Origin of the sequence: Bacillus sp. SB49 (assembly GCF_000469135.2) — a bacterium.
In the GTDB taxonomy this organism is placed as follows: Bacteria; Bacillota; Bacilli; order Bacillales; family Halobacillaceae; genus Halobacillus.
Map to the genome: position 1 here is coordinate 2,058,828 of NZ_CP048117.1, position 13,010 is coordinate 2,071,837.

17 protein-coding genes and 1 riboswitch are annotated in these 13,010 nt (G+C 44.7%); of the genes, 7 read left to right on the top strand and 10 right to left on the bottom strand.

What is annotated here, in order from left to right; all coding sequences use genetic code 11:
• Positions 1 to 53 precede the first annotated feature (53 nt).
• Genes M662_RS10855 through M662_RS10880 form a run of 6 tightly spaced genes read right to left on the bottom strand, consistent with a single transcriptional unit; the run spans position 54 to position 4,914 of the window.
• The gene (locus M662_RS10855) at positions 54 to 1,073 is read right to left on the bottom strand and encodes a TRAP transporter substrate-binding protein (protein WP_026577299.1); all 1,020 of its coding nucleotides are present in this window, start codon (positions 1,071 to 1,073) and stop codon (positions 54 to 56) included.
• 27 nt (positions 1,074 to 1,100) lie between these two features.
• On the bottom strand, positions 1,101 to 1,754 hold the full coding sequence (locus M662_RS10860; RefSeq protein WP_026577298.1) for a bifunctional 4-hydroxy-2-oxoglutarate aldolase/2-dehydro-3-deoxy-phosphogluconate aldolase: 654 nt from the start codon (positions 1,752 to 1,754) through the stop codon (positions 1,101 to 1,103).
• A gap of 11 nt (positions 1,755 to 1,765) precedes the next feature.
• On the bottom strand, positions 1,766 to 2,308 hold the full coding sequence (gene hxlB, locus M662_RS10865) for a 6-phospho-3-hexuloisomerase (protein ID WP_026577297.1): 543 nt from the start codon (positions 2,306 to 2,308) through the stop codon (positions 1,766 to 1,768).
• Positions 2,289 to 2,930, bottom strand: a complete 642-nt coding sequence (gene hxlA, locus M662_RS10870) for a 3-hexulose-6-phosphate synthase (RefSeq protein WP_008639797.1) — start codon at positions 2,928 to 2,930, stop codon at positions 2,289 to 2,291. Before hxlA ends, hxlB begins: the two co-directional genes overlap by 20 nt.
• Before the next feature lie 8 nt (positions 2,931 to 2,938).
• Positions 2,939 to 3,892: a sugar kinase gene (locus M662_RS10875; RefSeq protein WP_008639796.1), complete on the bottom strand. Its 954-nt coding sequence runs from the start codon at positions 3,890 to 3,892 to the stop codon at positions 2,939 to 2,941.
• On the bottom strand, positions 3,889 to 4,914 hold the full coding sequence (locus M662_RS10880; RefSeq protein WP_008639795.1) for a LacI family DNA-binding transcriptional regulator: 1,026 nt from the start codon (positions 4,912 to 4,914) through the stop codon (positions 3,889 to 3,891). Before M662_RS10880 ends, M662_RS10875 begins: the two co-directional genes overlap by 4 nt.
• Before the next feature lie 231 nt (positions 4,915 to 5,145).
• Between M662_RS10880 and M662_RS10885 the strand changes: the two genes are divergently transcribed.
• Together M662_RS10885 and M662_RS10890 are read left to right on the top strand one after the other, a co-directional pair.
• Positions 5,146 to 5,676, top strand: a complete 531-nt coding sequence (locus M662_RS10885; RefSeq protein ID WP_026577296.1) for a DUF420 domain-containing protein — start codon at positions 5,146 to 5,148, stop codon at positions 5,674 to 5,676.
• Between the two features lie 122 nt (positions 5,677 to 5,798).
• Positions 5,799 to 6,029, top strand: a complete 231-nt coding sequence (locus tag M662_RS10890) for a hypothetical protein (RefSeq protein ID WP_026577295.1) — start codon at positions 5,799 to 5,801, stop codon at positions 6,027 to 6,029.
• Positions 6,030 to 6,071: 42 nt separating this feature from the next.
• Here M662_RS10890 and M662_RS10895 read toward each other — a convergent pair whose 3' ends face one another.
• From M662_RS10895 to M662_RS10905, 3 genes are read right to left on the bottom strand one after another with little or no spacing between them, the layout of a single operon-like run.
• On the bottom strand, positions 6,072 to 6,596 hold the full coding sequence (locus M662_RS10895; RefSeq protein ID WP_026577294.1) for a GNAT family N-acetyltransferase: 525 nt from the start codon (positions 6,594 to 6,596) through the stop codon (positions 6,072 to 6,074).
• The gene (locus M662_RS10900; RefSeq protein ID WP_026577293.1) at positions 6,593 to 7,069 is read right to left on the bottom strand and encodes a GNAT family N-acetyltransferase; all 477 of its coding nucleotides are present in this window, start codon (positions 7,067 to 7,069) and stop codon (positions 6,593 to 6,595) included. Before M662_RS10900 ends, M662_RS10895 begins: the two co-directional genes overlap by 4 nt.
• A gap of 19 nt (positions 7,070 to 7,088) precedes the next feature.
• The gene (locus tag M662_RS10905) at positions 7,089 to 7,520 is read right to left on the bottom strand and encodes a PH domain-containing protein (protein WP_051348861.1); all 432 of its coding nucleotides are present in this window, start codon (positions 7,518 to 7,520) and stop codon (positions 7,089 to 7,091) included.
• Between the two features lie 138 nt (positions 7,521 to 7,658).
• Positions 7,659 to 7,758: riboswitch (TPP riboswitch) on the top strand.
• Positions 7,759 to 7,852: 94 nt separating this feature from the next.
• Between M662_RS10905 and M662_RS10910 the strand changes: the two genes are divergently transcribed.
• Genes M662_RS10910 through M662_RS10925 form a run of 4 tightly spaced genes read left to right on the top strand, consistent with a single transcriptional unit; the run spans position 7,853 to position 11,376 of the window.
• Positions 7,853 to 8,452: a YkoF family thiamine/hydroxymethylpyrimidine-binding protein gene (locus tag M662_RS10910; RefSeq protein ID WP_026577292.1), complete on the top strand. Its 600-nt coding sequence runs from the start codon at positions 7,853 to 7,855 to the stop codon at positions 8,450 to 8,452.
• A complete protein-coding gene (locus tag M662_RS10915) occupies positions 8,449 to 9,027 on the top strand; it encodes an ECF transporter S component (RefSeq protein WP_008639777.1) in 579 nt (192 codons plus the stop codon). The genes M662_RS10910 and M662_RS10915 overlap by 4 nt, the downstream gene beginning before the upstream one ends.
• A complete protein-coding gene (locus tag M662_RS10920; RefSeq protein WP_008639775.1) occupies positions 9,027 to 10,652 on the top strand; it encodes an ABC transporter ATP-binding protein in 1,626 nt (541 codons plus the stop codon). Before M662_RS10915 ends, M662_RS10920 begins: the two co-directional genes overlap by 1 nt.
• Positions 10,639 to 11,376 (top strand): energy-coupling factor transporter transmembrane component T family protein, encoded by a 738-nt coding sequence (locus tag M662_RS10925; RefSeq protein WP_008639773.1) that lies wholly within the window; start codon positions 10,639 to 10,641, stop codon positions 11,374 to 11,376. Before M662_RS10920 ends, M662_RS10925 begins: the two co-directional genes overlap by 14 nt.
• A 101-nt stretch (positions 11,377 to 11,477) precedes the next feature.
• Here the strand turns inward: M662_RS10925 and M662_RS10930 are convergent, their stop codons facing one another.
• The gene (locus M662_RS10930) at positions 11,478 to 12,203 is read right to left on the bottom strand and encodes an alpha/beta family hydrolase (protein WP_008639770.1); all 726 of its coding nucleotides are present in this window, start codon (positions 12,201 to 12,203) and stop codon (positions 11,478 to 11,480) included.
• Between the two features lie 199 nt (positions 12,204 to 12,402).
• Between M662_RS10930 and M662_RS10935 the strand changes: the two genes are divergently transcribed.
• Positions 12,403 to 12,936: a peroxiredoxin family protein gene (locus M662_RS10935; protein WP_026577291.1), complete on the top strand. Its 534-nt coding sequence runs from the start codon at positions 12,403 to 12,405 to the stop codon at positions 12,934 to 12,936.
• Positions 12,937 to 13,010: the final 74 nt, after the last annotated feature.

The window sequence follows — 13,010 nt, forward strand, 5'->3', positions numbered from 1 at the left end:
CTTGGCCTCCCTGATGAAATTAGGAAGCCGGGATCGGCCGGCTCCCTTCCTTTCTATTCCAATTCTTTGATTTGCTTAAGGATATCCTGCGCACCAACTTTATCCGCCGTCTCCTTTTGGATCGGTTCAGCCGCATCCATGAATGGTTGGCGATCAATTTCGTTCACTTCCGCCCCATCTTTTACTGCCTGCTCCTTATACTCTTCTTCCTGGGCATTTACCGCTTCTCTTTCTGCCTTTACGGATGCTTCGGCAGCTTCTAAGACTGCTTTCTTCTGCTCTTCTGAATAGTTATCGAACTTTTTGCCGTTAATCAAAAGAAAACGTGTCGTATAGTCATGGGCTGTTTCAGTAATATATTTACCATTATCTACTTTGTGATGATTTTGCTGCACGAAATACGGATAGGAGTTTTCAGCCGCATCTACAACGCCCTGCTGCATTCCCTGGTACAGCTCTCCCCATGCCACAGACGTAGGAACCGCGCCGACCTGTTCCCAATAATCCGCTACTGCACCGGAGGTCTGTGTTCGATATTTCATGCCCTTAATGTCTTCGATTGTTTTAAGAGGTTTCTTTCCATAGTAATGTCGTACACCCGCCGACCAATATCCCAGCAATTTAAAATCATTCTTTGATTTCTCATTGATGATATCGGCCATTTCCTTTCCTATGGAACCGTCAACTACCTTTTCCCAATGGTCATAATTTTTAAATACATAGGGTACTGCAAAAAGGTCAATCTCTTCAATTCCCGTTTTAGACATAAAGCCGGGAGAAACAAGAACGATATCTGCTCCGCCAAGTTTTAATTTCTCCACCAACTCTGATTCACTTGTTCCCAATGTGCCTGCATGAACTTCTACTTCAATTCCCGCGCCTGCACTTTCAGCCGTTTCTTTGAAAGCTTCCATCCCAATTTGATAAGGGTTTTCCGGAGACGTTTGGTTATGAGCGGCTACGATCTTGATGCTTCCTTCTCCGGAAGGATTCTTAGCTTCACCATTGCTGCAGCCTGCTGAGACAAAAGCGATGATTGCAAAAGAACAAAAAGCCATTAGTAATTTCTTCATTAAATGTCCTCCTCCTATTGGATGCGCTTACATAGTAGAAAAAGATAGATTTATTTTTTTCTTCACCATCGAGACATAATCCTCGGTTAACTGTTCCAACGACGTGTAATCTTCGGTCTTTTGATAGGCAGAGGGTCGGACCAATTGGCTTCCAATCCCGACAGCATCCGCGCCGCTTGTCAAATATTCCTCCATATTCCCGAGATGAATCCCCCCTGTAGCCATAACTTTAATGTCAGGGAACGGACCTTTTAGACTTTTAATATATTGCGGGCCCATAACATGCGCTGGAAATACTTTAACCATTGCAACTCCGTACGTTAGCGCCTGGCTGATTTCCGTTGGAGTGAGGACTCCCGGAACACATAGTTTCCGGTATCGGTGGGTAAGCTTTATTGTGTCGATGTTCAATCCCGGAGATACGATGAATTCTGCTCCTGAAGCAATCATTTCCTTCGCCGTTTCTGGATCAAGCACCGTACCAGCACCAACCAGCATCCTAGTTCCGAACTCTTTCTTCACATCAGCTATCATGGCTGCCGCTCCAGGTGTCTCTGCCGTAATCTCCACTGCTTTTATACCACCTCTAAGCAAGGCTTCCGTAATGGGAACAATCTTATCTCGTTCTACCCCTCTGATGACAGGAGTCAGGCACAGCTTATTTAAGATCTCTTCCTGCACAGTTTCCCCTCCTATTCTAAATTGGCGTGTCTTGCCGCCATTTCTTCTTGATCGCCACCCACTACCTGTATAACCACAGCATCCAAAAAGAGGTGGACGGATTGATCAAACTGGTTACCAAGAGGCTGAATGGTTTCCGGTTCACCCGCGTTTCTTTTCTTCGTCGCTGCAGGAACAAGAACATATGTATCGCACTTATCCAGAATTGGCGCATCCGAATTAGTAGTAACAACAGCGGTTCTCGCTCCTGCTCCAGCCGCCGTTTCCGTATATTGGACAAGACCTGAGGTCGTACCGGAACCAGTTATGGCAATAAGGAGATCCCCTTTTTCGATAGTTGGTGTAATTGTTTCCCCGGTTACATACACTTCAAATCCTCCATGCATAAGCCTCATCGCAAACGCTTTTCCCATTAAACCCGACCGGCCTTCTCCCGTCACGAATATCCGATTTGCTTTGCCTAATTCCGCTGCAAGTTTCAAGGCTTGGTCCTCATTTATATTACGAAGCACATCCGTGACTTCCTTGGCTACCTCAACAATAATTTCCTTCAACCTTCATCGCCCCCTTTATAGCTTCCGCTTCCGCTTTTGGATTCTCTGCTTTCGTTAGTGCACTGCCCACAATGACGATTTGCGGTTCGTACTCGGACAAGGTCTTTATTTTATCTATGCTTATCCCACCAGCTACCGCTATATCAAAGTCTGGATACTCTTTAACTAACGAAAATAACTCATCCATCTCCGCGCCCTTCTTTTTCTGCATATCTTTTCCATAATGAAGACCAACCAAGTCGACACCAAGGTTCGACAGCTCTTTCAGCCTGGTTTCATTTTGAACATTTAACAGGTCCACCATGACTCGCTTTCCGTATATTTCTGCCATTAGAAGAGAATCCTTAATTGTTTGATCCGCAGAAAAGGCCATAACCGTAGTGACATCTGCACCTGCCCTGAAAGCTTGTTCCGACTCGTGCTTGCCGGCATCACATGTTTTCATATCTGCAACCAAAGTCGATTCAGGATACGCGGCTTTTAATTCAGCGAGAAAAGAAACACCGTACTCTTTAATGACACCTGTCCCGACTTCAATCCAGTCCACGTATGCCTTCGTTTCTTCGATAAGATCGATGCAATTTTCTTTGGTCATTCTATCCAATGCAAGCTGTAACTTCATAAGCTCCCCTACCTCTCTATCATTTCTTTCTCCCCAAGCTGAACAAATACATCTTCCAATTCAGGCAATCCTTCATTATCCCCGTGTACACTTACCACCATGGATCCAATGGTATTAGCAAATGCTAACGTTCGGTCCAAGGACCATCCTTGAAGCAGACCATAAATGAAGCCGGCATCAAATCCATCCCCGGCGCCTACCGTATCAACCACTTTGGCTGGAGGTACGGCAGGCATAGTAGCGGATTGATTATCTTTAAACGCATAAGCACCTAAATCTCCGTGTTTTACAGCCACAGTAGTTATTCCATAAGCGGTACACGCAGCGGCAATATCACGTGGGTCCGTCACTCCAAATAACAGTTCCGCCTCTTCGACACCGGTAAGCATGATATCTACATAAGGCAGCAACTCCTTTAAGGACTCTTTTGCTTCTTCTCTGCTCCATAGCTTCAAACGGATATTCGGGTCGAAGGAAATTAATGCCCCATGATCTTTGGCATATGTAATCACCCGCTTCAACAATCTTATGTTTTTTGCCGGGTTGATCGCAGCAAATACTCCTGTTATGTGGAGCACCTTCGTATCGCGGATGAAATCCATATTGAACGTCTGTTCTGTGAGTGTCTGTGTAGGGGAATTACTCCTGTAATAGAACGTGCTGCCACTTCCATCCTCTTTGATCTCCTTGAAATTAATGGAGGTAGGATGTCCGTCCACAAGCTTCACTTCTGATACGTCAATTCCTTCCCCTCTTGCAAAATTGCGAATATACTTTCCGAATTCATCCTTTCCAAGTCGGCTGATCCAAGCAGTTTCCAGCCCAAGTCTTGCGCAGCCAATGGCGAAGTTAAACTCAGCGCCCCCTGCTTTACGCTCAAACGTATGAACATTCCTCAGCGGTCCTTTTTTCAAAGGGTCGAATGTAATCATTGCATCTCCTATCGTCGCAACATCTTTCATTTCCCATCACCATCTCCTTTCCCCTTCTTTAGAGAGTCTCGGATCATCAAAGTCGGCTGGAACCGAAGATCAGACTCCCGTATCTCTTTTTTAGTAATTTGATTGAGAAGCAGTTCCGCGGCCTTTTTCCCCATTTTAAAAGTTGGTTGAGCAACGGTGGTAATGGCCGGAGAGTAAAATCCTGCGAAGGAAACATCGTCAATTCCTATCAACGCCAATTCATCCGGTATAACCACATTCTTCCTTTTGGCATATTTCAAGATTTCGATCAAAACGAGGTCGTTACCGGCCAGGAGAGCATCCGGAGGTGTATCCAATCTCAACAGCTCTTCCAATTGGTCTGTCAGGCCCTGAGGTTCAGCGCTGACAATATAATCTTCTGAAACCGCGATGCCATGGTTACTCATCGCTTCTTTGTAACCTTCGATTCTATCTATCCTAGTAGAAATATGCTCAAGGATGGATGTCGTAATAACAGCGATCCGCTCATACCCTTCTTCTACTAGGTGGTCGACCGCAAGTTTGGATGCTTTTCGATTATCAAGCGATACGGTCGGGATGTGGACGTCGGTTATCGTGCGGTCGAGAAACACGACAGGGTACGAAGCGTCCTTCATTTGTCTATACAAGCTAAGATTGTTCCCTGTAGGGAAAATGATCAGCCCATCCACCTGCTTCGCCCGCAGCATTTCAATATAATGTCTTTCTTTGACAGGATCATCATCTGCGTTACAAATAATCGTATGGAAATCTTCCCCGTGGCAATAGTCTTCGATCGCTCTTGTGACTTCTGTAGTAAATGTGTGCAGGATATTCGCTACAATGACACCTATTGTCTTTGTGGATTTCTGCTTTAAACTCCGCGCTACGATATTAGGCTGGTAACCAAGCTCCTGAATCGAAGCTTCAATTCTTTCCTTTGTCTTTTCCCCCATGTACGTGTAGCGTTTATTCAAATATTGAGAGACCGTGCTCTTCGATACATCTGCATGCTTTGCCACATCGGCTATTGTCACTGTCATTTTATACATCGACTCTTTCTTTTAAGTTTAATAAATCGGTTTAGTAAATCGGTTTAGTGATAGTATAATGCCTTTGTAAGCGTTTTACAATCATTATTTTCAGAAATTTCTACACAGATAACCCATAAAGTTACTATTTTTGTCACGACAGCTGTATCTTCATTAGTGAATTTCTCGGGTTTTTTTAATATACTTAGATTGGACAACTTAAAGAGAGATGGTGAATTTCACATGGAGATTAAAAAAGATTTCAATTACGTCCCTTGGGTCGTGGGGCTTTCAATTGTCATTAACGCCATTGTTGTGGCACTATTATTTGTACCTGAAATAGAAGGCGATACAGGTTTTGATATTACACTGCTTCCTCTGTTAAATGCAGTTTTTAATTCCTTTACGTTCGTTTTTCTATTGGCAGCGTTGTTTATGATTATTCGAAAGAATATTAAATGGCATAAACGGTTCATTTTCGCCGCTTTCACAACAACAGCATTGTTCTTAATTTCTTACCTGACCTACCATTCGATGGCTGAGTCTACTCATTTTGGTGGGGAAGGAATAATCGTACCTATCTATTACTTCATCCTGATCACCCATATCGTTCTTGCAGCGCTGATCGTACCATTAGCACTTGTTACACTATTCCGTGGGCTTTCCATGCGCGTCGACAAACACAGAAAGATTGCCCGCTGGACGATGCCCCTCTGGCTGTATGTCAGCCTGACAGGCGTCATTGTTTACCTAATGATCTCCCCATATTATTAAACGCAAAAAAGATCCAGGAACCTGCAGGTTCCTGGATCTTTTTATGGGTAGGTTTGAGAAAAATTATATCGGGAAAGTATAAAAGTAGTTACATCTATTCTTTTCGTTATAAGGAGCATTCCATGGATATTTTGAAACATATGTTGGAAGAAGGCTATGGTTCCGCCAGGTTTTCCTCTGTCAGCGGGAAAGAATTCCACGTTGACCTCCATGACTTGATAAGCAGTAAGGAGCTCTTTGATAAGATGGAGATTATTCCACGGGCAATTGAGTATTTCCCCTTTGAAAGGGTCCCATATATCGCCCTCAATGACGGGGAACAATCCTACAAAATTAAACTTATTAAATTATAACCATATAAGAAAGCAGACCTTATTCACCGGCCTGCTTTCTTTTTATTTTCTGCTTATCCAAAACCGCTTGACTACGTTGCCGTCCTCTTCCACGAAGTCTTGGTCTTCCTTCCCCCCATTTTTCAAAATAGCTTTCCAAGACCCTGTATTCCACTGATCACATACGACAAGGACATCCGTTATCTTCATTTCCCAGGCTTTCTCCAATGAAAGGCGCAGTAATGTCGTTGCATAACCATTCCTTCTTTCCGAAGGTCGGATACCATATCCTATATGACCGCCTTCTTTTCTCAGACGATCTGTCAATTTGTGGCGTATGTTGGTAACACCGATTATTCGTTCTTGTTTATCCATCATCCAATAGGTGGTGTCCGGTACCCACCCGGGAGGAAGATAGACTCCTCGTTCATTATTTTCCAGGAATTCTATCATCTCGTCAAAAGCATACGGATCTTTCTCTATGACCCATGGTATCATCGTTTCTCCACTTTCCAGCCATTCCTTATAATAATTTATGTAAGCATCCTTCCACTTCAAGGCAGGCTTCACCAGAGTCATTTCACTCATCTTTCCCCATCTCCTTTCACCAAAACGATTTCATCCAAAATTGGTATCCCTGTAGAAGAAAAGCGGGGGATGGATGGTTTTACTAATCTCGCTTTTTCAACCGCTCCTCTAACGACGGACTTCAATCGGAAGCCTCTGCGCTGATAGAAACGGATAGCATGAATATTTTCATTTGTCGTGATTACCTTAATCCTTCGACCATCTGCTACACTCTCGACTCTATCAATCAGAAGAGAACCTATCCCTCTTCCTTCCCTCAAGCTGTCCAGAGATACGATTTCCACTTCCTCCTCACTCTCCACGTATGTGATGAGACCGATAATTTCTGCTTTTTCCCCCACATATGTGAACCCATCTAACTTCCTGCAATCGTAGATCCCGCTTGATACGATCATATATGGACTGTCCCAGTTATCCTTAAAAAAGGAATCCCACTTTCCCTTAGCTGTCTCCTGTTTTTTGTATATATTCATGAAAGTGCTCCGTACTTTCTCATCTACTCCCAATCTCCTTCAGAAACAGCGATTTATTTTTCGGGGATACTTTAATGGACTCCGCTGTTCCATAGTGAATTTCCAGGCGGTCAAAGGAAAGGGCAGGTGCCTGAAGTATATCCTTCACTTCCTCCACTCTCCTGATTTGGTCAAGCGGTACACGCTTCCGGAAAGGACCGTAGACGATTTTCAACTCCTCGTGATCGATGATATATCGTGTCCCAAAATATATCCAGCCGACGAGCGCACTTATAACAACTGCAAAGATCACCTTGGCAATGTAAGAATTCGAAAGGCAGGGAATCATAAATACCCCCCACTCCAGTCCGCCTATCGCATCAATAAGTACCACTCCCATTACCAGAACCAAGAAGACGGATAACCACTTGCTTTTCTTTGACGCGAATCGAAGGGATTGCTGATTGCTCATACCATCTCTCCTTTATGGAAATTTTATACTACTACATTCTACGACCGGACCCCTGCATACGTTTCAAGAAAAACAACCATTTACAAAAATTAAAATATTCGCTAAGATGAAGGCATCCAAGACAACTGCATAACATGGAACTTGCACTGGGGGAGCTGCATTTGCGGCTGAGAGGTTTATCCGACCCTTAGCACCCGAACTAGATAATACTAGCGTGGGGAAGTGCAGCCTGACTCTCGCGATCAGACTTCTTTTTTGGCTTTTCTTTTCGATTGTTGGACTGCATTCCCATGGAATGCAGTTTTTTTGTGTTTAAAAAAGGAGGAAATTATATGACTCAAGTATGTGGAAATTCAAAAATTGCCGGCTGCTCTTTTTCTGTCCATCCTATGTGTAATGACTTTCAGGATATGATCATGACAAGCCTTCAACAGACCGACACATCCAAAGTATGGATGAAAACGGATCATGTTACGACGACGGTTCGCGGACGTTTGGAACACGTCTTTGACGTAGCCAAAGCCGTCTTTCACCATACCGCCGTCACAGGGGTTCATGCCGCATTTCAGGGGACGTTTTCCATCGGCTGCCCGGGCGATTCTACTGGTGATGTGTACCTGGATGAAACATCTAACGTGATGAACAGGAATACAGCAGCTGTCAAACAGGCGGTGGCAGCTAAGTTTTCTCTATACCCTTTAGGTGGAGGTAAGTATATGGAAACGATTTACGAAAAGATTGAAAGGATGAGAGAACAAGGCATTTCTGTAACACCTGACCACTATTCCACCAGGCTGGAGGGGGATATCCACGACATCTTTCACGGTTTGGAAAACGTGTTTAAGGAAACAGAGGCCGGTGGATCCTCCCACACCGTGATGACTGTGAGCATTTCTGCAAACAGCCCATCTAAAAAGGAGGAGGAGGAATGAAGAACTGGAAATTAAAAGAAATCGTCGTCATGTCTGTACTTGCCGTCGTATTCGCTGTTGTTTACTTAGCTTTTCTACCTGTAGGCAAAGTTCTGTCCGGATTAATGGGTCCGATTGGATATGACTTCATATATGGAATATGGTTCATTGTCTCCATTATCGCCGCCTACATACTAAGGAAACCAGGCGCTGCATTCTTATCGGAAACCATTGCCGCCACTGTGGAAATGCTGCTCGGGAATGCGTCCGGACCGATGCTCATTTTGACAGGCGTCATTCAAGGACTTGGGGCAGAGACCGCCTTCGCCATCACCCGTTATAAGAGTTACCAACTCCTTACACTTATGCTCTCCGGTATGATGGCTGCCGTGTTCAGCTTTTTCTGGGAATATTTCCGCCTGGGGTACAGCGCCTTAAGTACGGATTACGTAGCAGCTATGTTCATCATTAGACTTCTAAGTGGAGCTCTCATCTCCGGGCTGGCAGGAAAAGCAATTGCCGATGCCCTTGCCAAAACAGGAGTGCTGTCAGGATTTGCTCTGGGTAAAGAACGTCGTAGGAAGCGGGCGGCATAATGAAAATGATTTTTGAAGTTGACCATTTATCGTTGACTTATGACCAACACCCGCAGCCGGTACTTAAGGATATAAACTTAAATGTCGCACAAGGAGACAGCGTTTTGGTACTTGGTCCAAGTGGCTCGGGAAAAAGTTCCCTGGTGCATTGCCTGACGGGACTTTATCCTGAAGAACTTGACGGCACCATGACCGGTACCGTCAAGATAGCAGGAAAAGATGCGTGCACCTATAAACCGGGAGAAGCAGCAAAAAAAGTAGGCGTCGTATTTCAGGATCCTGAAACGCAGTTTTGTATGCTTACAGTAGAGGAGGAAGTAGCTTTTGGTCTTGAGAATTTAGCCGTACCTCCTTCGCAAATGCAGGATCTTATCGAACAGGCGCTCTCCTGGGTTGGTCTGGAACAATACAAGAAAGAAAAAATCCACGTCCTTTCCGGCGGCCAGAAGCAGAAACTGGCTCTTGCCTGTACACTCGTAATGGAGCCGGATGTGCTGATATTAGATGAACCAACAGCGAATCTGGACCCGGTTTCGGCTAGAGAATTCATCGAGATCCTCTCAGAAATAAAGCGTAAGCGTAAACTGACTTTAGTAGTCATCGAACACCGGTTGGAAGGCTGGCTTTCTCTTCTTACACGCGTAATCGTCCTTGAGAAAGATGGACATATGTTTAGTGAGGGACCACTTCTGGAAAATTTGAAAACCTATGGGCCTACCTTGATGAAAGAAGGCGTCTGGCTCCCCTACTCTGCCCGCACTGCCATGGCTCTTGGATGGAAGGGAAAGCTACCGCTGAGCATAGATGAGTATGTATCGCTGCCAATTCCTTTACCAGCTCCCGAAATAAAAAAGCCGGCGACTGAGGGAACGCTATTGTCAGCAAATAACGTGGCATGGAAAGAAGTCCTTCATAATATCCATTTGGATATCCATCCTGAGGAATGGGTAGCCGTCGTTGGAGCGAACGGAAGTGGAAAAAGCAGTCTTTCCAAGCTTTTAGCGGGTATTATAAAGCCGTCCAACGGAGATGTTGCTTTCAAAGGAAGATCGATCACACGCTGGAAAGAGAAGCTTCTTCGCCGCGAAATCGGTTATGTTTTTCAAAATCCCGAACACCAATTCATAACAGATTCTGTATTTGAGGAAGTGTCCTACAGTTTGAAAGAGCGAGAAATGGATGAACAAGAGACGAAGGAAATAGTCCGGAAGACGCTTCGACTCTGTCAATTGGAAGGCTTGGAACATTCTCATCCATTCCTTTTGAGTCAAGGACAGAAACGGAGACTCAGTGTCGCCACCATGCTCGTTTTGGATGTCAATCTACTTATTTTGGACGAGCCGACATTCGGTCAGGATGCTGGTTCTACCGAAAGTCTTATGCAGATCCTGAAAGAAAAACACGACCAGGGCACCTCCATCATCATGATCACTCATGACATGGAGCTTGTCGACCGTTTTGCAACAAGGACCATCGTTATCCAGGAAGGCGGTATTCAATGGGACGGACCTACGGAAGAACTATGGGAAATAGAATCATTGGAAGATTACCATTTGGAAACACCCCCGAGGCTGAAACTGACATCCTCAAGGGACGCAAAGGAGCGGACTCATGTCTTTTCATAACGTTAACCCGACAGTGAAAGCATTGACGATCCTCGCCGTTGTCTTCGTGCTGGCTTTACGATACGATCCTGTCACCCCGGCGGTTTTCTCTGCTGCAACAATTGCCGTCACTTTTTTGTTCGGAAATGTAAATAAGAAGTTGTATGTGATCTATTTAATGATATTTTCCATCTTCGCCTTTGGGATGTTATGGACAACCATCGCATTCGCGGACGTTCCTGCAGATGCTAAGGAAACGGTTTCCTTGTTCGGATGGGTCGTCCCAAAAGAAGATTGGCTAATGGCATTATCTTTATCCTTCCGCATCATCGCATTTGCATCGCTTTCCTTATTGTTTGTCTTTACGACAAATATGGTGGAGTTTTTATTAAGCTTGATGCAGCAGCTTCGGCTGCCACCAAAACTCGCCTATGGCATTTTGGCAGGCTACCGCTTTCTTCCCATGATGAAGGACGAATTCCAACAAATCCGTGCAGCCCACCGGATCCGGGGCATCGAATACGCTTCCAGCCTGCAAGGAAGATGGATGCAATACCAACGTTATCTCATACCTCTACTAGCAGGAGCCATCCGAAAGGCAGAACGTACGGCTGTCGCAATGGAATCCAAAGGGTTTACAGGTAGTTGGAATCGTACCTTTTACAGACCCATGACTATCCGTAAGAAAGATTGGATGTTTCCGCTCCTCATGACGGCCATCCTTATGGGATCGATTCTCATATAGGTAAATGATCATTCCCACTCCTAAAGAAAATCCGAACGACCAATTCAGGTCTGTTCGGATTTTCTTTAGTGTTATATTTCCTGGTTGGGACATGCATTTGCTTACTCTTCCATGTCCTGTATCCAGTCCGTCATATCGTTTATAATGATGTCCTGCTGCTCCCATACGGTTATTTCAGCTTCCTTATCTCCTTTTTGAGGACCGTAAACACCAAACTGACCGTGATTACCACCAGGTATTTCCTTCCAAGTCGTCTGATTGGAAAGCAGCTGTTTTGTCTCTTCGACCTTATCAAGCGTCGTCAGTCCATCCCTCTCCCCGTATATCGAAAGGATGGGAAAGTCCGTTCCGGACAAATCATCTCCGGCAGGGTAGGAGGCCAGTAAAATTAACCCGTCGACCTCATTCATATTCCTGGAGGCAAAAGATGCAGCTGCGACCCCCCCAAGGGAATGACCGCCAACATACCAGTGCTTAACATTCGGATAGTCATCGATCAATTGCTCTGCTTTATCGCTGTCCAACATGGCAAGATTAAGGGTGACTTCAGGAATTCCTGTTACATATCCATCATCTGCTAAATTTTCGGCAATATAGCTGTATGCTTCCGGCTCTACTTTCGCTCCTGGATAAAGGACGATTCCTCCTTTGACGGCACCTTGCGGAATGTAAGTGATCCACCCATCTATACGGGACGGAATTTCCGTCCTTTCTTTCAATTCCGGAGATGCTTTATATGTCTGCTGTGTCCAAATCAGAAAAGCTGCTACTCCAGCTGCAGCTAAGACAAGAAGACTAATACCAATATATTTCCACCTTTTCTTCATATACCCTCCACCTTCATCTGTACCTTGGATTAATAGAATGATTCTATAAGATATAGATGGAGATTGTCCAGTTGGAAGATGGTTTGATATTAACCCCAATTGGTTATGCTTATGGATGATCCATTATTTTAAGAACCACTGAACAAGGAGCCGCATACGTTTGGTAAGAGATGCAATGAATCATAAAGGAGGTCACCATATGGCTGATATCACCCTTGGAGATCCTGCTCCAAATTTCTACCTTCCCTCTGTAGATGGAAGTAATTTTCTCTTTGAAACACAGCGGAAACACTATGAAGAATCGTGGCATCTCATTGTTTTCTTTCGCGGGTCCTGGTGCCCTGTGTGTATAGAAACCCTTAAGGAACTGGAAGTGTACCATGCAGAGCTTCATAAGAACGATATACAAGTAACTGCCATAAGCGCAGAGCCTTTGAATAAATTGAAAAGAATGAAGGAAAAAGAGAACCTGACATTCCCTGTTCTATCCGATGAATTCTTTTCCGTTCTCGACGCTTTCGGTGTCTACATTCATAAGACAGGAGCCCCCTATGAAGATCACGGCGCGCATGGCGAACCAGCATACTTTCTTTTCAATAAAGGCGGGACGCTTATGTACCAGCAGAAACAGACAGGTCCATTCGGGCGCCCTTCTCCAGAAGCAATCTTACAGACCGCTGCATTGATCCGAAGTCATATGAAGACTACGCCTCCAAAAGAAGAAAGTGGATAATTAATAAATCAACTTCAGAAGCTTTCTGAACACGGAATGAATTAAGCATGTGAATGGTCCAAAAAGAATGCCCA